Consider the following 20,179-nt stretch of genomic DNA (forward strand, 5'->3'; position numbering starts at 1 on the left):
GCGCAGCGGCCGGACGCGCGGCAACTATCGGCGCGGCAGCCGGAGGCGCGGCAACTGGCGGCGTGGCAGCTGGCAGTGCGGCGGCTGGCAGTGCGGCGGCTGGAGGCGTTGCCGTGCGGGCCGCGCTGAGGATGCTCGGCGTCCCCTATTCGTGGGGTGGCGGCGGACCCCAGGGCCCCGGCTACGGCATCGGACACGGCAAGAAGACCAAGGGCTTCGACTGCTCGGGCCTCACGGAGTACGCCTGGGCGAGCGCGGGCGTGTCGATCGGCACGACGACGCACGAGCAGTGGCGGTCAGGGGCCAGGGTGCCCAAGGAGCAGGTCGCGCCAGGGGACCTCGTCTTCTACGACAGCAAACCGCGACGTCAGGGACCAGAGCATGTAGGACTGGCCGTGGACAGCACGCGGATCGTCGACGCTCCGTTCACCGGGGAGGTCGTCCGCCTCGACCCGCTGAACAAGCCGCATTTCATGGGGGTGATCCGTCCCGGAACCGTCCGTCCCGAGACCGTCCGTGTCGAGAGCGCACGTCCCGACAGCGCGCTTCCCAGTAGTAGGCGTCCCACCAGCGCGCGTCGCAACAGTCCGCCGTCCAGCAGCGCGCGATCCGACAGCGCGCGATCCGACAGCGCGCGATCCACCAGCGGGCCTTCCAAGGGCGCACGTTCTGCTAGGCGCGGGCATTCCGCCAGGCACGGGCATTCCGGCAGACACAGGCACTCCGCCGGGGGCAGGTCCAACGGCAGGCGCGGGCACTCCGCCGGGCGCAGGCACTCCGCCAGGGGCGGGCATTCCGGCGGCGGGCGGAAGGGGAGTACCTCGCGGCCCAGGTCGTGATCGCGATGCGATCGTGACCCGGGCCGCTTGGCGTTCCGTCTCGGTGCGCATCCGAGCGGATTCCGTGGCCTCGCGAGTATCCACGGAGATGGTTCAGGCGGATCGCGCAGGCGTCGATCCGGCGGGAGGTGCGGCCGGCGGCCCTACGGCATGTGCCCGTGGAGCCCTTCGGCATGCCGGGCGGCATGTGCCCGTAGAGCCGCGCGGCATATGCCTGTGGAGCCCTACGGCATGCGCCCGTGGAGCGGGGCGCGGACCTTCCCGCCTATGCCGCGATGGTGTCAGCGGTTGTTGTTCAGCAGGTGGAGGTTGACGTCCTGCAGGTTCGCGGTCGTCGGAATGTTGGTGTACTTGGCCGTGTCGCTCACCCCGGTGAGGTCGTCCAGGGTGCTGAGCTGGCTCAGCAGGGACGGGGCGCCGTTGTAGGGGTTCGGGCCGACGTCGGCCGAAGCCGCGGAGACGCAGAAGCCGAGAGCGGCGCCCGCGATGGCTGCACCAGCGAGAATGCGACGGATCATGTTTGTTTCCTCCGTTTGATGGGCGCGGAATTCCCGGCGCCTTAGTCGTTTTGTGCAGGGCTGTGAAGGTGCCGCCAATAACAATCGCGGCAGCCGATCGATGTCGCAACCCAAAAACGCCTGCTCGCGGTCAAGGGGGCGCCTCGTTTTCTTGGCATTCGGCTTTCCGAGCTCACCGGCCGGCGAACTGCATATGCACTTGCGTCGTACCCGGCTAAACGAGTTTCATTTATCCGCGCATCGAGAATGATTGGCTTATCGCGCGGGTCGGTTTAGCAAGGATCACCCCGGGCTTGGCACCACTACACCGAACGATGTAGCGCGAGCGCCGCCCGTTGGGGGACGTCCGGGACGAATCCACCGATCAGGATGGGCCGGAGTCCGCGAATCCGGAGGTCGAGCGGTGGTCGGGATAACAAATCGGGTCATACGGCCGCGCGTACGCAAGGGCGTGCTCGTGATTCACGTCATCGCCTCGGTCGCGCTGCTCGGCGAGGTGTGGGGGCTCGTCGTGCTGAACACCGTGGCGACGGTGACGGACGATCTCGGGCTTGCCCACGCGGCCTACCGGCTGATGCCGAGCCTGGTGTTCGCGGGCGGCATCCCGCTCAGCCTCACCGCGCTGGCCACCGGCATCACGCTCGGCCTCACCAGTCACTGGGGACTGGCCCGCCACTACTGGGTGCTGGCCAAGCTGGTGCTCCTGGTGTCGGTCATCTGCCTGGGGATGTTCCTGTTCGATCCCGAGGGAATGGCCGCCGCGACCGAGGGCGCGACGTGGCCCGCCGAGGGCCGTCAGTGGGGGCAGGTCGCGGTACTGGGCGGCCAGTTGGCCATGTTGCTGACCGCCACCACACTGTCTGTACTCAAGCCGCGGGGACGGGTGCGATAAGTCCGCGCCCGCGCCCACAGTGGCGGGTGCGATACGTCCGTGGCAGAGCCGCCGGGGCGGGTGCGATAGGAAATGGCCATGAATGGTGATCTGCCGGAACTTGTGCGGGCGGCCCATGAACGGGCGAAAGCGGCCGGGTTCGACTACTCCTGTGACCCGGACGTCGGGCGGCTGCTCGCCGTACTGGCCGCCCAAGTACCGGAGGGTGGCCGGATTCTGGAGATCGGCACCGGGCTGGGCGCGGGGGTCGGGTGGCTGGTCAGCGGGCTCTGGCCGAGGACCGACGTCACGGTGACGACGATCGAGAGAGACCCCGAACGGGCCGGGCTCGCGGCACAGGGCTGGCCGGAGTTCGTCGACCAGCGCGTCGGCGACGCGCTGGAGTTGCTGGCCGGGCTGGGCGCCTTCGACCTGATCTTCGCCGACGCGGGTGCGGGCAAGCAGGTGGGGCTCGAACGGACGATCGCCGCGCTCAACCCCCGTGGCGTGCTGCTGGTCGACGACATGGTGCCCTACCCCGGGGTGACCTGGGACGAGGGGTTTGTCCGCAGGCAGGAGGGTGTGCGACAGACCTTGCTGAACCACGACAGGCTGGTCGCGGTCGAGCTGGCGCACGGCTCCGGCGTCATCCTGGCGACGGCCCGCTGAACCATCCCGGAAACGGCGGTTCGCTCAGCCGCTCCAGGGAGGAACTCCAAGGAGGAACTCCGGGGAGAAACTCGCGGACCTTGCGGGCGAACGGCTCAAGGTCGCCGCCCGGATCCCACAGGTCGGCGCCGGGCAGGACGAACGTGGGAGGATTAGCCCATGGCAGAGATCGTCGGAGGGGGACGTCCGGTCAACGACGCCGAGCGTCGGGTGATCTCATTCCTGCGCGACCACGCACCCGCCGACTGGCTGTTGCTGCACAACGTCGAGCTCCCGCGCGGCGACGACGTCTTCGAGGTGGACCTGCTCGTGCTGACCGGCCACTCGCTGGTCGTCGTCGACGTCAAGGGCACCCGTGGTCGGATCGAGGTGTCGGGCACGCGCTGGTTCCCGCCGCGCAGGGAGGCGTTCGGCTCTCCCGTGACGAAGCTGCGGGGCATCGCGAAGGCGCTGAAGGGGCTGCTGGTCTCCAAGGACACGCGGCTGGAGCGCGTCTACGTCGACAGCCTCGTGGTCCTCACCTCGCCCGACGCCGAGCTCGTCGACCCGGCCGGGCGCGACGCGGTCAACGTCACCACCCTCGACGGGCTGCTGGCCACGCTGAGCGACGTCTCGCGGGTCAGGCGCGGGTGCAGTCACCGCATCAAGCCGTACCTCACCGGGATTCTCGACTCGCTCAACCAGACCGTACGCCGGAGCACCGCGCCGCCCAGGTTCGGCAACTGGGAGGTCGAGGAGCAGCTCGGCGGCGACGCGAAGGTGACCGAATACCGGGCCTTCAACGCGACACTCCCGGGCAGTGAGACCGTGCTGCTCCGGGTCTACCAGGCCGACCCGCTGGCCGACCAGGAGTCGCGGGCGGCCGAGCGGCAGCGCATCGCCAACGCCTACCAGACGCTGGCCCGCATCCCGCCGCACCCGTGCGTGGTGCGCTCGCGTGACTTCTTCGCCATCGACGACGAGAGCCGGTTCGTGCTGGTGCTCGACGACGTGCACGGCGAGGCGCTGCACCTGCGCCTGGGCACCGGCGTACGCCTCGGCGTGATCCAGGACATGCTGCGCGGCCTGGCCCACGCGCACGCCCACGGCGTCATCCACCGGGCGCTGACCCCGGCCTGCGTGCTGGTGACCGACGGGCACGCGGTGCTGACGGGGTTCGACTACGCCAAGCCCGGGGCGCGCAACTACACGGTCGCCCATGAGTTGGGCAACGTGCTCGACGCCCACTACGTGGCCCCCGAGTGCCACGAGCGGCCCGAGATGATGACGGCCGCCTCCGACGTCTACGCGGCCGGGGTGATCGCCTACCAGTTGCTCACCGGCGAGCTGCCGACCAGCGCCGACACCCAGGGTCCCGATGTTCCCGACGTGGTGCGCCGGATGCTGGACCATTCTCCCGCCAAGCGCCCGAGCGCGGCCGAGTCTCTTGAGGCGCTGGCTGGAATGCCGCAGCGATCCCGCCTCAAGCGATTTGTCCGTCGCATAGTGTCTGGATCATGACGAGTGAGCTCCGCCCCGCGACCGAGGATGATCTGCCCTTCCTCAACCGGCTGTTCAACGACCCGGAGAGCACGGGCCTTCATCAGTGGTACGGCTGGCAGGATCCTCACCGCCTCCGCCGGCGCTGGGAGGACAACGGGATGCTCAACGCCGACGGCGGCATGCTGCTGATCGCCGAGGGCGACGACCGCGTGGGCTTGGTGTCCTGGAGCAAGCAGGTGACCTCCAGCATCTCCTACTGCTGGGACATGGGGCTCATCGTGGCGCCCGAGTTTCGCGGCAAGGGCCACGGCACGCGGGCCCAGCGGCTCCTGGTGCGCTACCTGTTCGACCATTCGCCGGTCAACCGGGTCCAGGCGTCGACCGAGGTGAGCAATCTGGCCGAGCAGCGCTCCCTGGAGAAGGCCGGGTTCACCAGGGAGGGCGTCCTGCGCGGATGCGCCTTCCGCGCAGGCGAGTGGCACGACGGCGTGCTGTACAGCGTGATCCGCGCCGACCTGGATCCGCGGGGCTAGGCGGGCAGGCTGCGGCGCAGCACGGTGGCGTGGTTGAGATAGTCGAGTGCCAGCCCGGTGCGCCCGGCCGAGTGGTGCACCTCGCCCAGCATCTGCGTGCTCGACGCCTCCCCACTCCGGTCTCCGAGTGCCTGGAAGATCTCCAGCGACCGCTCAAGCCCCGCGGAGGCCGGTGCCCACTCCCCACGGGCCGCCTGCAGCCCGGCGAGGCTCTGGAGGGCGTACGCGCCGCAGTGCCGGTCTCCGAGCGACTCGAAGATGTCGAGCGCGTGCCGGTGGAAGGACATGGCCTTGTGCAGGTTGCCCATCTGCAGGCAGACGCAGCCCTCGCGGTGGGCGTCGCCGAGCTCCTGAGCCAGCCGCATGGCCTGGCCCAGGGACTCCGACGCCAGGGCAAGGTCGCCCGACTTGAGGCAGACCCGGCCGATGGCCTGCCTGGCGAACGCCTCGCCGTGCGGGTCGTCCGCCGCCAGGAACATGGCCAGGGCGCGCTTGAAGTGCCCGAGCGACTGGGCGTGCCGGCCCCTGAACTGGCTCACCGCGCCGAGCCCGCAGATCGAGGTCGCCTCCGCCCGCAGGTCGCCGATGTCGTGGAAGAGCCGGCGGGATCGAGTGAAGTCCTCGACGGCCTTCTCGTACCGGTCCTGGTAGAGGGAGACCTGGGCCAGGCCGCGCAGCATGGCGGCCTCACCATAGGTGTCGCCGGACGCGCGGGCGGCACCGAGAGCGACGGTGTGGGTACGCTCCCACGTGTCGAGATGGCAGTGCAGGTCCAAGTAGGGGACCATCGCGGCGGCCAGCCCCCAGGCCGATTCGGCCAGCCCGGCCTCCGCGGCGACGCTCACGGCCCCGACCAGCGTCTCGTGCTCGGCCTCGAACCACCCCAGCGGGTCGGAGGTCAGCCGGTCGAGCGTCTGCTCGGGCAGCCGCCAGCGCGGCGCCCTGGCGGCGGTGAGGCTGAAGACGGTGGTGGGCAGCCGGGCCATGGCGTGCTCGGTGGTCGCGGTCCAGGCGGCGAGCACCCTGGTCAGGCCGGTACGGTCGGAGCCGCGTTCGAGCGCGTGGCGGCGGATCAGATCGGGCACCCGGTAACGCGGCTGGCCCACCGGGTCGGTGCCGACCAGCTCCAGCAGGTTGACGTCCACCAGCAGATCGGTGACGTCGTCGGCGCGGTGCCTGTCGAGCGCGGCGTCGATCACCCAGCCGGGCTGGGCCACGGCGCCCAGGAGGCCGAGCGTGCCCAGCGTACGGGCGGCATCGTCGGGCAGGTGGCGGTAACTGCGATCGAGGCAGACCCGCACCTCTTTCAGCTCGCTCAGCCGGTCGTCGTCCAGCCGCTGCCTGAGCACCGAGAGCGACCAGCCCGGCCGGCCCGCCAGGCGCGATCCGGCGCTGCGCACGGCCACCGGCAGGCGCCCGCACGCCTCCACGATCGCCAGGGCCGCCTCATGTTCGCGGGAGACCCTATCCATGCCGATGATCCTGCCGAGTAGCGTCAGCGCGTCGTGCGCGGCCAGCTCTCCGAGATCGACCTGGATCGAGCCGGGTAACTCCGTGATCCGGCGCCGACTGGTCACGATGACGGCGCAGTCGTTCCCAGGCAGCAGCGGCCGTACCTGGGCGGCGTCGAGCGCGTCGTCCAGCAGCACGAGCATCGATTGCTTGGACAGCAGCGACCGGAACAGCGCCGAGCGCTCGTGGATCGTCGGCGGCGGCGTCTCCACGCCGAGCGCCCGGAGCACCTCGGCCAGCAGGTCGGCCGGCTCCCTGCCGTCGAGTTCGAGGTAGAGCTGCCCGCCGGGGAAGGCGTCGCGCAGGCCATGGGCGGCGTGTACGGCCAGCGCCGACTTCCCGGCCCCCGGCGAACCGGAGACGACCGCGATGGAGAAGGGCTTGGCCAGCAGGGCCAGCTCGTCGGCCCGGCCGGTGAAGTCGGGCAGATCCGGCGGAAGCTGCCGGGGCGCGACCGGCGGGGCCTCGTCGGCCAGGATCGACTCGTGGGCGCGACGCAGGTCGGCGCCCGGCTCCACGCCGAGCTCGTCCACCAGCTGGGCGCGGATCGTGGCGTAGGCCCGCAGCGCCTCGGCCTTGCGGCCGGCCCGGTTCAACGCCAGGACCAGGCGGCTCCACAGGTCTTCCCGGTAGGGGTGCTCCACCAGCAGCCCGCGCAGCTGGGTGATCGCCCCGGCGTGGTCGCCGCTCTCGATTCGCTGGCCGATCAGCTCTTCGGCGGCGCGTAACCGTACCTCGTTGAGGGGTTCGAGGCGGCGGTCCCAGAGCGGGCTGCCCGGCAGGTCGGCCAGTGGCGCCCCGCGCCAGAGCGCGAGCGCGTCGGCGAAACGGGCCTGCGCGACCAGCTCCTCGAACGCCAGCAGGTCCAGCGCGCCGTCCGGTACGTCGATGGCGTAGCCGGAGCCGTCGCCGCGCAGGTACTCGGCACCGAGGTCTGTCCGTAAGGAGCTGACATACGTGCGTAAGTTCGCCTGCGCGGAGCGTGGCGGGCGATCGGGCCAGAGCACCTCGACCAGCTGGTCGGCGCCGACGATACGGCCGCTGTCCAGCAACAACGTGGCTAGCAGGATCCTCGGCTTCTTGCCGGAGATCCGTACGGACCGTCCCGACGATCGGACTTCCAACGGCCCAAGAACATGAAAGGTGACCGACATGGTGCATCAGCTCCTCTTTAGAGGCCTGACCACCTTTTGTATCGGTTCTGGACGATTCTTGTGCGGCGAATGCCGACCCTAGTCCCACAGATCCCATCCGAAAGGATCACAACTCCGGCAACTTCGCCTCCTACGCGGGCCCGGTGACCGCCGCGGCGGCCGGCGAGTGCGTCAAGTGGGGCGGCAAGCCGGCGTCAGCGCATAGAACAGTCCCTCCGAGCATTGCGGGTCCTTGATCATGATGAAGAAGCTCCTGTTGGCCGGCGTGCTCATCGTGGGCGCCCAGCAGGCGGCCCTGGTGGGCACCGCCCAGGCGACCTCCGCGCAGGCGACCGCCGGCACCCTCTCGGCCGCCTTCGACAAGGCCGCCACCACCTACGAGGTACCGCGTGACCTGCTGGTCGCGCTCGGCTACGCCGAGACGCACCTCGACGGCCACGACGGCGAGCCCAGCGCCAGCGGCGGCTACGGCGTGATGCACCTGGTCAGCAACCCCACCACGAAGGCGCTGGAGGACGCGGCCAAGATCACGTCCCAGACCGCGGCGAAGCTCAAGACCGACGACGCGGCCAACGTGCTCGGTGGCGCCGCCGTACTGCGCGCCAAGGCCGACAAGCTCGGCCTGACCGCGGCCGAACGCAAGGACCCCGCCAAGTGGTACGAGGCGGTCGCCGCGTACGGCGGCGCGACCAATGAGAGCACCGCCCGGATCTACGCCGACGCCGTCTACGAGGTGCTGGCCAACGGCGTCAACACCGCCGGCGTGAAGGCCACCGCGAAGGTCGTGGAGCCGGACCGCGGCAAGTACGACGACGCGGACCCGCGCATGCTCGCGGCCACCACCGACTATCCCGGCGCCCTGTGGGCCGCGGCCAGCTCGTCGAACTACGCCGTGTCCAACCGGCCGACCGACGAGAAGATCGACCGGATCATCATCCACGTGACCCAGGGCTCGTACGCGGGCACGATCTCGTGGTTCCAGAACTCCGCCGCCAAGGTGTCGGCCCACTACGTGGTGCGCTCCTCCGACGGGCAGATCACGCAGATGGTGCGTGAGAAGAACCGCGCCTTCCACGCCGGTGTCAGCTCCTACAACCACCGCTCGATCGGTATCGAGCACGAGGGCTTCATCAATGACGCCTCGTGGTTCACCGACCAGATGTACCGCTCGTCGGCCGCGCTGACCAGGAACATCGCCGACCGGTATGGCATTCCGAAGGACCGCAGCCACATCATCGGCCACGTCGAGGTGCCCGGCTCGGACCACACCGACCCCGGTTCGCACTGGGACTGGAACAAGTACATGAGCTACGTCGGCGGCGGCTCCGGCGGCGGCACCAACCCGTACACGGCAGAGAAGGTCTGCGGCACCGGCTACAAGGTGATCGACTCGCAGGCCCTCGGCACCTCGGGCACGGTCTACCTGCTCTACAACAGCACCAACGCCAACAACTGCGTCGCCACGCTGAAGAAGACCTCGCTCGGCAAGGCCAGCGCGACCAGCGCGTTCCTGCAGGTGGCCGGCAAGGCGAAGGTCAGCGACTCGGGCAGCTTCACCTACTACGCGGGTCCCGTCAGGGCGGCCGCGGAGGACAAGTGCGTGAAGTGGGGCGGCTCGGTCGGCACGGCGACCTACGAAAGCCCTTCCGAGCACTGCGGCTGATCCCCCTCGGCCGAAGTGCGACGGCCCTGACATCCCCTCCGGTGTCAGGGCCGTTTTAATTGGTTTCGAGTACGTCGAGGATGTCGACGACGTACAGGAGGGGACGGCCCGCCTCCTCGGCGGGGAAGGCGACGCGGGCGCCCACTCGTTGACCGGCCAGACCGGCCACCCAGCCGGGCGGCGCCGCCTCCGGCCCGAGCGTGAAGGCGCTGGGGCCGCCGCGCAGGTACGACGAGTCCACGACCCGGCGGCCCGGCCACTCCACCGCGACGTACTGGACGATGACCTTCGCGCCCGCCCGCACCGGAGGGCCGGAGCCGCCGATGAGGACGCGGGGCGCGCGGTCGTTCGGCACGTCCGGCACGGACCGTCCGACGAGGCGCGCGTCCGGTGGGTAGCCGCCCAGGATGTCGAAGACCAGCACCAGCGTCTCGGCCGGGCGCGTCCCGCCGAGCGGCGGCCCGGGGCCGTAGGAGAGGGCCGCGGGACCGACGAGCATGACCCGGCTGCCCGCCGACCGGCCGACGAGCGCCTCGCGCCAGGAGTCCGGCACGTGCCGCCCGTCGAAGACGACCCTGGCGGGCTGATGGTCGTCATACGTGTTCGCGTACGGCAGGTTGCCCGACCACCGGCGGACCTCGACGTCCGCCAGCACCACGTCACCCGGCATGGTCGGCCGCCCGCTGCCCGCCGAGAGCACCGTCACCCGCGGCAGGGGGTCCGGCACGCCGTCCGGGATCGTGATGACCGGCCTGGCGCCGAAGGAACCCGTCACGACCGGCAGCGGGCCCTGCCCGATCGGCCCGCAGGCGGCGAGGAGCACGAACACGAGCACGCCGAGCCAGAGCAAGCGCACCGATTACCCCCATATCCGGATCCGCCTGACTACTTACCTGGACCGGCACGAGGAATGCGTCCGACCGGGCCATCTCCCGGCAAAGGCGCGGGAGACTGGAGCGATGAGCAAGCCGAATCTGGCCCGCAGGGTCGCGGACGCCGCCGAGATCGCGCTGGCCAGCCGTAAATACGTGACGTTCATCGACGTCGTGACCGGCCTGCGCTGGGTGCACTCGCGGCACGTCGACACCTGGCGGCAGGGCCGCGCGGCCACGCTGGCCGAGCTCGCGCCCGTCGAAGACGACCGGCTGGTCATGGCCGCCGCGCTGCTGAAGGACTGGGCGACCGCCAAGGGGCTGCGGCCGGTGGAGACCCCTTATGTCTCCGGCAGCCGCGACCGCCGCGAGCTGCGCTTCACCGCCGGCCACGGGCAGGAGGCGTTCCGCGTCCACTGGCTCTCCCCCGACCTCAGCGAGGCTCGGGCGCGGCAGCTCACCGAGCGGCAGAGCAAGGCGCCCGACCTGGTGGTGGTGGCCCCGCTCAACGCCTGGACGTGCGCGACCTGCGGCGACACGGGCCCTTATCTGATCATGGAAGATGACAAGCCCCACTGCCTGACCTGCGCGGACATGGACCATCTGGTCTTCCTGCCATCGGGCAATGCCGCCCTCAGCCGCCGGGCGAAGCAGGAGAGCGGCCTGTCAGCGGTGGTCGTCCAGTACAACCGGCGGCGCAAGGTCTATCAGCGCCAAGGGCTGCTGGTCGAGGAGCAGGCGATGGCGGCGGCCGAGGAGCGGTGCCTGGCCGACGAGGAGGTGCGGCTGCGCCGCCGCGAGCGCGACCAGGAACGCCGGGCGGACCAGGACGTCGAATACCAGGCGCGGATGGCGGCCGAGATCGCCCGGCTCTTCCCCGGCTGCCCGCCCGCGCGGGCCCAGGAGGTGGCCGCCCACGCCGGTCAGCGCGGCAGCGGCCGGGTCGGGCGCACGGCGGCGGCCAAGGTGCTCGACGAGAACGCGATCACGCTCGCCCTGGTGGCCTCGATCCGCCACCTCGACACCGACTACGACCAGTTGCTCATGTCGGGCGTGCCACGCATGGAGGCCCGCGAGCTGATCAGGGGCCGGATCGACGCCACGCTGGCCGAGTTCCGGCGCGCCCGGTTCACTTGCTGAAGGCGGCCAGGGCGATGGCGAGGGCGCGCTGGTTCTGGCCGGAGCTCTTGGCGTCGGTGGAGTTGACCGAGTAGACGAGCGTGCGGCTCAGGTCGCGGGTGGCTCCGATGCCGGCCGCGCTGCCCCACCTGGCGCCGGTCTTGCCGTACGCCACGAGGCCGCCGGGCAGCTCCATCCTGGCCAGCCCTGAGGTGTAGACGGCGTCGCCCTTGCCGCCGTACGCCTTCACCGGCGGCACCGTGAACATCGGCTCCAGCTGCCCGGCGGGCACGACCTTGCCGCCGAACAGCGCCTTGACGAACTTCTCCAGGTCCGCGGTGGTGGAGATGAGGTCACCCGAGGCCCAGGTCGAGGTGACGCTGGTCGTGGTCATGTTCACCACGTAGCCCGCGCCGTACTTGATCGCGTCGGGGAAGCCCTGGGGCACGGTCTGGTAGCCCTGGTTGTGCCTGCCCCGGATGCGGACCGAGGTGCCCGGCAGGTAGCTGTCGGTCATGCCGACGGGCCGCAGGATCCTGGTCGTCACCTCGTGCTCGTAGGAGCGCCCGGTGATCTTCTCGATGAGCAGGCCGGCGACGAAGGTGTTGGTGTTCAGGTAGTGCTGCTGACTGCCGGGCGTGAACTCGATCGGGTTCTCCACCGCCTTGGCGACGTACTCCTCGGGCGTCCACTTCTCGAACCGGGTGGCGTAGATGTCGGCGAAGTCATCGCTCACCTTGGGCGCGGGCAGCCCGCTGGTGTGGTTGAGCAGCTGGCCGACCTTGACCGCCGGGTAGTCGGCGGGCAGCAGGCCGGGCAGGTACTCCTGGACCGTGCCGTCGAGGGACAGCTTGCCCTCGGCGACGAGCTGGAGCACCACCGACACAGTGAAGGTCTTGGTGACGCTGCCCGCCCGGAACCGGGCCCCGGCCTTGGCGGGCCGCTTCGTCCGCAGGTCCGTCATGCCGGACACGCCCCGCCACGAGCCCGCCGAGCCGCTCACCCGTACGTCCGCCGCAGTGGCGTCGGCGGCGGGCAGGCCCTCGATGCTCTTTTGCAGCGCCGCCGCGTTGATGGGCGGCACGCCCACCTCAGCCACCGCCTGTGTACCCGTGAAGGCCCCGGCGGTGAGGGCGGCCGAGAGGACGAGAGCGACGGCATGGGTGCGCTTCATGGGATATCTCCAGGTGAGAGGCGGTATTTCGACTGCCTCAATCCTGTCGATCACGCCTTCCAGCCGGATCGCCGACGCAGGCGATCTTCCGCCTCACTCCCGAGAGGGAGGCACTCGGCCGCTCAGGTGACCCACTCGGCCGCTCAGGCTACTCACTCGGCCGGTCACGGGACTCGCTCGGCGGCTCAGGTGACCGCGAGCCGCTGGGCGTACTTCTCCTCCCGCCAGAGCTCCTTGTCCAGCACCTCGGCCAGGACGGCGGCGGCGTCGTACACGTCCACGAACCGGGTGTACAGCGGCGCGAAGCCGAAGCGGAGGATGTCGGGCGCGCGGAAGTCGCCGTGCACGCCCCGGTCGATGAGCGCGCGCATCACCGGGTAGCCGTCGGGGTGGTAGAGGCTGACCTGGCTGCCCCGCTCGGCCGCCTCGCGCGGCGAGGCCAGCTCCAGCGAGTCGCCGACCAGGTCGATGAAGAGCGAGGTCAGCGCGACGCTCTTGGCCCGGACCTGGCGCATCGGCACCCGCTCCCACACGTCGAGCGCCGCCTCCAGCGCCGCGAACGACAGCACGTGCGGAGTGCCGACCGCGAACCTCCTGATCCCCTCGGCCGGCCGGAAGTCCCGCTCGAACGCGAACGGCTCCGCGTGGCCGTGCCAGCCGGACAGGACGTTCTCGGCGGCGGCCTGGTGGCGCGGGTTCACGTAGAGGAAGGCGGGCGCGCCGGGACCGGCGTTGAGGTACTTGTAGGTGCAGCCGACCGCGAAGTCGGCCATCGAGACGTCCACCTCCATGGCGCCGACGCTGTGGCACACGTCCCACACCATCAGCGCTCCCGCCGCGTGCACCCGCTCGGTCACCACGGGCACGTCGTGGCGGGCGCCGGTGCGGTAGTCGACCTCGGACAGCAGCACCACGGCCGCGTCGTCGAACCGTCCCTCGGCGAAGTCGCGGACCTCGTAGCCCAGCGTCCTGGCCAGCCCTTGGACCATGTAGTGGTCGGTGGGGAAGTTCCGTACGTCGGAGACGATCACCCGCCGGTCGGGCCGGAGCCGCGTCGCGGCCGCGACTGCCTGATAGATGGCGATCGAGGTGGTGTTGCCCACCACGACCTGGCCGGGGCCCGCGCCGATGAGCGGGGCCAGCCGGTCGCCCGTGGTGAGCGGCTGGGCGTACCAACCGGCGTGGTTCCACCCGCCGACGAGGTGCCCGCCCCACTCGTCCTCGACGGCCTGCCGGACCCGTTCGGCGGTACGGCGGGGCAGCGCGCCGAGCGAGTTGCCCACCAGGTAGACGACGCCCTCGGGCAGCACGAACTCATCCCTGAAGTCCCGCAGCGGATCCTCGGCGTCCAGCGCGAGGCAGCGGTCGCGATCCAGCACGCGATTACTTCCTTTCTGGGGGAATCGTGGCGATTACCCGGTTGATGCCATTTTCATACTTACGCACGTACCAGTTCTGCACCGGATTGTGGGTCGTGGGGTCGAGCCGGAAGGTGCCACGCGGGCTCGCCAGGTCGCCCACCCGGCCGAGCGCCGCGGACAGGTCGCCGCCCAGCGCGGCCGCCCGGTCGATGAGCTGCATGGCGTCCCAGCTCTGCAGCGCCACGGCCGACGGGTTCCGGCCCGTCTTGGCCTTCCAGGTGGCCACGAACGCGGCGTTCTCGGGGGTGGTGAGCGCCGGTGAGTAGAGTCCGACGCTGGTCATCCCCTCGGCGTCGGCCCCGATGGCTTCGAGCACGTCCTCGTCGGCGAGGTTCTGGCAGGCCAACAGGTCGATCTTGGTGTCGTAGCCGAGCTGCTTGAAGGTCTTGGCGAACGTGACCGCCTCGCCGCCCGCGTAGAAGGCGTACAGGAGCTTCGCGTCCGGCGGGATGCGCTTGAAGTAGGGCGTCAGGTCCTCGCTCTTCCCGTACGGAGTGAGGATGCGCTTGAGCGGCTTGACCCCGTAGCCCTCGGTGAAGCCGTCGAGCGTCTCGGTGCCCCCCGAGTAGTCGGAGGCCATCAGCACGACCCCCGCCTTGCCGTAGCGCTCGGCGGCGTACCTGCCCGCCGCGTAGCCGTGCGCGTGGTTGGTGAACGACACCCGGAAGACGCCGGGCCCGCCCAGCTCGTCGGCGCCGGCGTTCGCGATCACCACCGGCGTGCCGGCCGCCTCCTTGACCACCGACACCGCGACCGGTGAGGCGAGCAGACCGGTGATCACGCTCACCCGATCGCGCGCGATGAGCGACCTGGCCTGCTGCTGCCCTTTCTCCGAGTTGCCCGCGTCGTCGGCGACGACCAGCGCGGCCGGTCTGCCGCCCAGCCTGCCACCGTGCTGGTCCAGGTAGAGGCGCATGGCCGCCTCCATGTCGTCGCCGAGCACGGCGTAGACCCCGGTCTGCGAGATGATCGCGCCGACCTTGAGCGTGGGATCCGGCTCCGACTCCAGCGTGGGCGAGACACCGCAGCCCGCCGCCATCAGCACCACCACCAGTCCGAGGAGTGGCCCGCGCACCGGCGCTCCCCTCAGGCCCCGGGCCGGGAAGGACTCGGCAGCGCCCCCGGCTTCAAGACGCCGCGCGGCTTCATGAGGAGAACTTTCATGAGGAGAACACCGCGCGGACCGACCCCAGGCCGTCGACGTGCGCCTCGAAGTCGTCGCCCGGCCCGACCGGCACGATGGGCCCGAGCGAGCCGGTCAGCACCACGTCTCCGGCCCGCAGCGCGTGGTCGGTCCGGCCGACCCGGCTCGCCAGCCAGACGGCCGCGTTGAGCGGATGGCCCAGGCAGGCGGCGCCCGAGCCGGTCGAGACCTCCTGGCCGCCGCGCGTCATCGTCATCGCGGCCCCGCGCAGATCCAGGCCCATCAGGGAGACCGGCGTGTTGCCCAGCACGTACGCGCCCGCGGAGGCGTTGTCGGCGATCGTGTCGGCCAGCGTGATGTCCCAGTCGGCGATGCGGGAGTCCGCGATCTCGATGGCCACCAGCGCGAACTCCACCGCCCTGATCACCTCGGCCCCCGTGAAAGGCCCGCCGACCAGGTCGCGGCCGAACACCAGCGCGACCTCCGCCTCGGCCCGCGGCTGCAGGAACCGCTCCACCGGGATAGGAAGCCCATCGAGGTAGGCCATGTCCGCGAAAAGCATGCCGAAGTCTGGCTCATCGATGCCGAACTGCTTCTGCATCAGCGGGTTGGTGACGCCGACCTTCCTGCCGACCACCCGCCGCCCCGCCTCCAGCGCCCGCCGCGTGTTGATCTCCTGTACGGCGTAGCCCTCGGCCGCGGTGCTGACCATGTCCCTGACGGGAGCGCACGGCTTGCCCGAGCGCACGGCCTCGGCCAACCGGTCGGCCGCGTGGGCACGGGCGTCTACCGCCGCTGACCATTCGTCCTGCATCAGGCTGCTCCTTGGGTAGGCCCTGGAATGTCTCTAGCATCGTCTCCTCCGGCGGCTCCAGGCGCCATGCCGTACATAGCCGATCTGTGCCGCACCGGCCCGTCTTGCTGCACAACCACCCGCGGATCGCCATCCTTGACTCCATGCAGAAGCGCACAGAACGCATCACGGCCCACGACGGCTCATTCGACGTCCACGTCTGGCTGCCCGACAGCGGCAGCGGGCCCGGCATCCTGCTCATCCAGGAGATCTACGGTGTCGGGCCGTACATCGCGAAGGTGGCGGAGGAGCTGGCCGGCCTCGGCTACGTGGTGGCCGCGCCCGACCTGTTCTGGCGGCTCCAGCCCAACTGGATCGGCGAGCACACCCCCGAGGGCACGGCCGCCTCGATCGAGCTGGCCGGGCGCTTCGACGTCCCGCAGGCCGTGGCCGACTGCGCGCTCACCCTCGCCCGGCTGCGCGAACTGCCCGAGGTGAGCGGCGGCTGCGGGGCGCTCGGGTTCTGCCTGGGCGGCTCGCTCGCGTTCATGCTGGCCACCCAGACCGAGCTTGACGCCGTACTGTCCTTCTACGGCTCGGCCGTGCCCGAGGCGGCCGGGTTGATGGAGCGCATCGGCTCGCCCCTGCTGCTGGTGTTCGGCGGCAGCGATCCGTACATCCCGCGCGACCAGGTGGCCACGGTCGAGCAGGTCGCGGCGGGCCGAGCCAACGTGCTCATGCACGTCGAGGAGGAGGCGGGGCACGCCTTCCACAACAGCGAGTCGCCGATGTTCCACCAGCCGGAGCCCGCCGCACGGGCCTGGCAGGTCGCGCTCGCCTTCCTCGCCGACCACCTACCCGCGCGCCCGTAAGAGCCTCCCCGCGCCCGTAAGAGCCTCCCGGCGCGCCTGTTAGGGCCTCCCGGCGCGGCCGTCGGCACCTATCCGGAAGGACAGCTTCCCGTACCACCGGACGGCCGCCATCATGGTCCGATGGCTCGGACGTGGGATTTGTGGGGAACCGTCATTATTGCTGGTACCTTTGCGCTGCCATTGGCCGTACTGGCAATCTTGCTCCTCGCCCGTCACCGCGCCCGAGCGGGCCACCCGGCACCCATGCGCACCGCCCTCGCCGACATCGGAATCGCCGTCGGAACCGCCCCCTGGGTGTGGATGATCCTCACCCCGGCAAGCGGTCAGAGCGGAGTCAGTCTCGTGCCGTTCATGGACCTCGCCGACGTGCTTGGCGCCCCATGGGAGACCGTGTTGGTGCAGGTGGGAGGCAACCTGCTGGTTTTCGCGGCGCTCGGCGCGCTGCTGCCCGTACGCACCGCGCGAATGGCGTCGACGGCCCGCGTCGCCGCCGTCGCGGCCGTCGCCTCGATCACCGTGGAGGCCCTCCAGTACGGCCTGCGGCTGGGCCGCCTCTCCTCCATCGACGACGTGATCGTCAACACCGCGGGAGCCGTCCTAGCCGCGCTGATTACTCGCCGCTGGTGGGCGAGCCGAGTAGTGGCCGGGACCGTTCCAAGATAACGGTCCGCTGAAACCCCACCGACTTCACCACACGGGCATGATTCGCTCAAAAGAAGCTCGCGACCATCCCCCTTATCTGTGCGATCGTGGACAAGACGGGGCAAGTTCTCTGGAGACGCCATACGGGTTGGTGACAGAGGGTGGTCGAACGTGTCTGAAGTCCCGGTATCCCACGAACCCCCGATCTATCGACGCATCGCCGACGGTCTCCGCTCCCGGATCCTGTCCGGCGAACTGCGCGACGGGGATCGGCTACCGGGCGAGAACACGCTCATGGCCGACTACGGGATCGCCCGCGCCACCGCCAGGCAGGCGCTCGCCGTACTGATCAACGAGGGGCTGGCGGTACCCAAGCGAGGCTCGGGGGTCTACGTGCGACTGTTCAAACCGATACGCCGGCACGGCTCACGCCGGCTCTCCCGTGAGCAATGGGGTCAGGGCCGCACCATCTGGGACGCCGACACCCGCGGCCGGCCCTTCACCGTGGACGAGGTGGAGGTGGCGCGCGAGCGGGCGCGCGAGGAGGTCGCGGGCGTCCTCGAAAGCGGCGAGGTGTGGGTACGGCGGCGCCGCTACTCGGTCGACGCCCGGCCGGTGCAGCTGGCCACGTCGTACTTCCCCGCCGGTCTGGTCGAGGGCAGCGCCATCACCGCCCCCGACACCGGACCGGGCGGCGTGTACGCGCGGCTGCGCGATCTCGGCCTGCCACCCGCCCACTTCACCGAGGAAGTGCGCGCCAGGATGCCCGGACCGCGCGAGACCGGGCTGCTCGACCTGCCCGGCGGCACTCCGGTGATCGTGATCACCCGGACCGCCTACACCGCGAACGGCCAGCCCGTCGAGCTCAACGAGATGGTGCTGGACTCGGCGGCGTACGTACTTCAGTACGACTTCGACGCCTAGGTCAAGCAGAAATGTCAAGCGATAGGTTGACCTGTCCCTTGCGATCATTGCCTTCTCTAGAGATGTGACGCAGGCTTCAAGGAGATGGAACCTGCGCGGGTCCCGGAGGGATGATCAGATGTCCTTTGATCGGCATCTAGCCGACATCGCCCGGGAGTTCGCACTGTGGACCATCTGGCGGAGTGACGCCGGCCGTTGGTGGGCCACGCGACATCACCCGCTCAGCTCCGCGCAGCGCGAGGCCGGGTGTGCGATGACCATCGACGCCGACGACCCGGAGAGCCTGCGCGAGCAACTCCGGGACCAGGAGAGCAGGGCCGACGAGCATGAGCCGCGAGCCGGTCCCGCGCCTCCATGACAGCGTCGCGACGGACCGCTCCAGCGGTGCGCCGCGGACGCTCGCGAGCAGCCCGGTGCCGGGTCCAGCGACTCGGCGGCCCCGGCACCGGGCCCCCATAGGGGCCACGATCGCGGAAGCCTCCGACCCGATCGGGGGCGGGGGCTTCCGCCCGTGGGACGTGAAAAGGGTCCCGCCACATCGGGCGGGGCCCTTCGAGTTCGCCGGGCATCCGTTCTACTGCTCCCCGTAGGGATCCCAGATCGTCTTCTTCCCCCCGAAGGGGGCACCCCCAAAGGGACGCCAGCCACAACAGACCGGCCTCTTCCCCTCCCCCGAAGGGGGTATCCCACAATGGGGCCCCAGCCACCACGGGCCGTCACACCGATCGAGACGGTCGCGTGACGGACCGTGGTCAACCCACCAGCACCGGCTAGCGGCGGACGTCCGAGAGGCGGCCGATGATGTCGACGTCCGTGTCGTCGGAGACGGGTCGCTCGACCTCCGCCGTCCGCTCGGCCGGGTTGTCCTCGACGATGACCCGCACCTCATCCTGCGGAGTCGGCGTCGGCACGTGCTCCGGCTCCTGGACCTCCTGGAACTCCTGCACCTGGTCGACCTGGTGGGTCGCCTCAGGGTCGTCCTCCTGCGGAGCGACCTCCAGAGCGGCGGGCTCGGGCGCGGTGGGCGGCTCGATGACGAGCGGGCCCGCCTTGCCCTCGGTCTGCATGAGGTCACCCAGCACGGAGCTGATCTCGGTCAGCCTCCGTACGACCTCCGTGTGCGTGTTGCTCAGGTATTCGACGCGACGCCCCGCGTTCTCGTCGAGCGAGTCGGCCCGCTGCTGCGCCGACGCCAGCGTCGACTCGGCCTCGGCGCGAGCGCTCGCGAGCGTCCGCTCGGCCTCCGCGCTCGCGGACCCGACAAGCTGCTCGGCCTCCTGCTTGGCCGAGGTGAGCACGCTGTCGGCCTCGGCCCGCGCCTCGCGCAGGGTGTCCTCGGCTTCGGTACGGGCGCTGGTCAGCTTCTCCTCGGCGTCGGCACCCGCCTGGGCCAGCATGCGCTCGGCGGCCGCCGTCGCCTCGCCCACGCGCCGCTCCGCCTCCGACTGAGCGGAGGTGAGCATGTTGTCCGACGTCTCACGTGCCGAAGAGACCAGCCGGTCGGCCTCCGACTTGGCGGCGTCACGCACGCTGACGGCCTCGGCCTCCGCGTCCTCCTTCTTGGCGGCGGCCTCCTCCTCGCCCAGCCGGAGGATCTGCGCCAGCCTGGGGCTGAGGTCCTCGTAGCTCTGCGGCGCCTCCACCATGCGCCGCCTGGCCTCCGCCAGCTCGACACGGCCTTGTTCGGCCTGGTCGATCGCCCGCGCCAGTCGCTCTTCCAGATCTCGGACTTGGTTACGGGTACGGATCATGTAGTCGTGCACCTGACGGCGGTTGTAGCCGCGCATCACGACTTCGAAGGTGTCCTCTTGCATCAGATCGGGAATGCTCTCGTGCTGGTTTGTCATGGGGGTTACCTAAGGGTTTGCGTGAGGCGGGGGAAACCGGCGGCTTGTAAGGGTCTGGCGGCGAGACGTCAGGAATCGACTTTCCTGCCATCTGCCCACGTCCGCAACCGGAACACCAGACCTGGGCCGG

The 20,179-nt window shown here is 70.4% G+C and carries 19 protein-coding genes; 11 read left to right on the forward strand and 8 right to left on the reverse strand.

What is annotated here, in order from left to right; genetic code table 11:
• Nucleotides 1-113: 113 nt before the first annotated feature.
• Nucleotides 114-839: an NlpC/P60 family protein gene (locus AB0J16_RS01785; RefSeq protein WP_358533448.1), complete on the forward strand. Its 726-nt coding sequence runs from the start codon at nt 114-116 to the stop codon at nt 837-839.
• A gap of 281 nt (nt 840-1,120) precedes the next feature.
• Here AB0J16_RS01785 and AB0J16_RS01790 read toward each other — a convergent pair whose 3' ends face one another.
• Complete coding sequence (locus AB0J16_RS01790; protein ID WP_358533451.1) at nt 1,121-1,357, reverse strand: hypothetical protein; 237 nt, start codon at nt 1,355-1,357, stop codon at nt 1,121-1,123.
• A gap of 457 nt (nt 1,358-1,814) precedes the next feature.
• On the opposite strand from AB0J16_RS01790, the gene AB0J16_RS01795 reads away from it, so the two are divergent.
• The 4 genes from AB0J16_RS01795 to AB0J16_RS01810 all read left to right on the forward strand — a co-directional run bounded on the left by AB0J16_RS01795 (nt 1,815) and on the right by AB0J16_RS01810 (nt 4,912).
• The gene (locus tag AB0J16_RS01795; protein WP_358533454.1) at nt 1,815-2,249 is read left to right on the forward strand and encodes a hypothetical protein; all 435 of its coding nucleotides are present in this window, start codon (nt 1,815-1,817) and stop codon (nt 2,247-2,249) included.
• A gap of 78 nt (nt 2,250-2,327) precedes the next feature.
• Entirely contained in the window at nt 2,328-2,897 is a 570-nt protein-coding gene (locus AB0J16_RS01800; RefSeq protein WP_358533457.1) for a class I SAM-dependent methyltransferase, read from the forward strand.
• A 159-nt stretch (nt 2,898-3,056) separates the two neighbouring features.
• Entirely contained in the window at nt 3,057-4,397 is a 1,341-nt protein-coding gene (locus AB0J16_RS01805; RefSeq protein ID WP_358533459.1) for an NERD domain-containing protein kinase family protein, read from the forward strand.
• A complete protein-coding gene (locus AB0J16_RS01810; RefSeq protein ID WP_358533462.1) occupies nt 4,394-4,912 on the forward strand; it encodes a GNAT family protein in 519 nt (172 codons plus the stop codon). The genes AB0J16_RS01805 and AB0J16_RS01810 overlap by 4 nt, the downstream gene beginning before the upstream one ends.
• On the opposite strand, the gene AB0J16_RS01815 is transcribed toward AB0J16_RS01810, so the two are convergent.
• Complete coding sequence (locus tag AB0J16_RS01815; RefSeq protein ID WP_358533464.1) at nt 4,909-7,548, reverse strand: BTAD domain-containing putative transcriptional regulator; 2,640 nt, start codon at nt 7,546-7,548, stop codon at nt 4,909-4,911. The two genes, AB0J16_RS01810 and AB0J16_RS01815, sit on opposite strands and share 4 nt — an antisense overlap.
• A gap of 268 nt (nt 7,549-7,816) precedes the next feature.
• On the opposite strand from AB0J16_RS01815, the gene AB0J16_RS01820 reads away from it, so the two are divergent.
• Entirely contained in the window at nt 7,817-9,241 is a 1,425-nt protein-coding gene (locus AB0J16_RS01820) for an N-acetylmuramoyl-L-alanine amidase (protein ID WP_358533466.1), read from the forward strand.
• A 55-nt stretch (nt 9,242-9,296) separates the two neighbouring features.
• Here AB0J16_RS01820 and AB0J16_RS01825 read toward each other — a convergent pair whose 3' ends face one another.
• The gene (locus tag AB0J16_RS01825) at nt 9,297-10,097 is read right to left on the reverse strand and encodes an FKBP-type peptidyl-prolyl cis-trans isomerase (RefSeq protein WP_358533468.1); all 801 of its coding nucleotides are present in this window, start codon (nt 10,095-10,097) and stop codon (nt 9,297-9,299) included.
• 103 nt (nt 10,098-10,200) lie between these two features.
• Between AB0J16_RS01825 and AB0J16_RS01830 the strand changes: the two genes are divergently transcribed.
• A complete protein-coding gene (locus AB0J16_RS01830; RefSeq protein ID WP_358533471.1) occupies nt 10,201-11,253 on the forward strand; it encodes a DUF2293 domain-containing protein in 1,053 nt (350 codons plus the stop codon).
• On the opposite strand, the gene AB0J16_RS01835 is transcribed toward AB0J16_RS01830, so the two are convergent.
• The 4 genes from AB0J16_RS01835 to AB0J16_RS01850 form a co-directional block, all read right to left on the reverse strand.
• Nucleotides 11,243-12,406 carry a serine hydrolase domain-containing protein gene (locus tag AB0J16_RS01835; RefSeq protein ID WP_358533474.1) on the reverse strand — a complete coding sequence of 388 codons (1,164 nt, stop codon included), beginning with the start codon at nt 12,404-12,406 and terminating at the stop codon, nt 11,243-11,245. The two genes, AB0J16_RS01830 and AB0J16_RS01835, sit on opposite strands and share 11 nt — an antisense overlap.
• Before the next feature lie 185 nt (nt 12,407-12,591).
• The gene (gene kynU, locus AB0J16_RS01840; protein ID WP_358533477.1) at nt 12,592-13,785 is read right to left on the reverse strand and encodes a kynureninase; all 1,194 of its coding nucleotides are present in this window, start codon (nt 13,783-13,785) and stop codon (nt 12,592-12,594) included.
• Between the two features lie 4 nt (nt 13,786-13,789).
• A complete protein-coding gene (locus AB0J16_RS01845; protein WP_358533480.1) occupies nt 13,790-14,902 on the reverse strand; it encodes an ABC transporter substrate-binding protein in 1,113 nt (370 codons plus the stop codon).
• 85 nt (nt 14,903-14,987) lie between these two features.
• Nucleotides 14,988-15,785, reverse strand: coding sequence for a fumarylacetoacetate hydrolase family protein (locus AB0J16_RS01850; RefSeq protein WP_358533484.1), 798 nt, complete (start codon nt 15,783-15,785; stop codon nt 14,988-14,990).
• A gap of 143 nt (nt 15,786-15,928) precedes the next feature.
• On the opposite strand from AB0J16_RS01850, the gene AB0J16_RS01855 reads away from it, so the two are divergent.
• The 4 genes from AB0J16_RS01855 to AB0J16_RS01870 all read left to right on the forward strand — a co-directional run bounded on the left by AB0J16_RS01855 (nt 15,929) and on the right by AB0J16_RS01870 (nt 18,560).
• Nucleotides 15,929-16,636 (forward strand): dienelactone hydrolase family protein, encoded by a 708-nt coding sequence (locus AB0J16_RS01855; protein ID WP_358533487.1) that lies wholly within the window; start codon nt 15,929-15,931, stop codon nt 16,634-16,636.
• Nucleotides 16,637-16,879: 243 nt separating this feature from the next.
• Nucleotides 16,880-17,299 (forward strand): VanZ family protein, encoded by a 420-nt coding sequence (locus tag AB0J16_RS01860; RefSeq protein WP_358533489.1) that lies wholly within the window; start codon nt 16,880-16,882, stop codon nt 17,297-17,299.
• Between the two features lie 150 nt (nt 17,300-17,449).
• Nucleotides 17,450-18,202: a GntR family transcriptional regulator gene (locus tag AB0J16_RS01865; RefSeq protein ID WP_225293238.1), complete on the forward strand. Its 753-nt coding sequence runs from the start codon at nt 17,450-17,452 to the stop codon at nt 18,200-18,202.
• A 118-nt stretch (nt 18,203-18,320) separates the two neighbouring features.
• A complete protein-coding gene (locus tag AB0J16_RS01870) occupies nt 18,321-18,560 on the forward strand; it encodes a hypothetical protein (protein WP_358533493.1) in 240 nt (79 codons plus the stop codon).
• Between the two features lie 412 nt (nt 18,561-18,972).
• Here AB0J16_RS01870 and AB0J16_RS01875 read toward each other — a convergent pair whose 3' ends face one another.
• Nucleotides 18,973-20,049 (reverse strand): hypothetical protein, encoded by a 1,077-nt coding sequence (locus AB0J16_RS01875; protein WP_358533495.1) that lies wholly within the window; start codon nt 20,047-20,049, stop codon nt 18,973-18,975.
• Nucleotides 20,050-20,179 lie beyond the last annotated feature (130 nt).

The sequence above is a fragment of the Nonomuraea sp. NPDC049750 genome, from assembly GCF_040659625.1.
In the GTDB taxonomy this organism is placed as follows: Bacteria; Actinomycetota; Actinomycetes; order Streptosporangiales; family Streptosporangiaceae; genus Nonomuraea.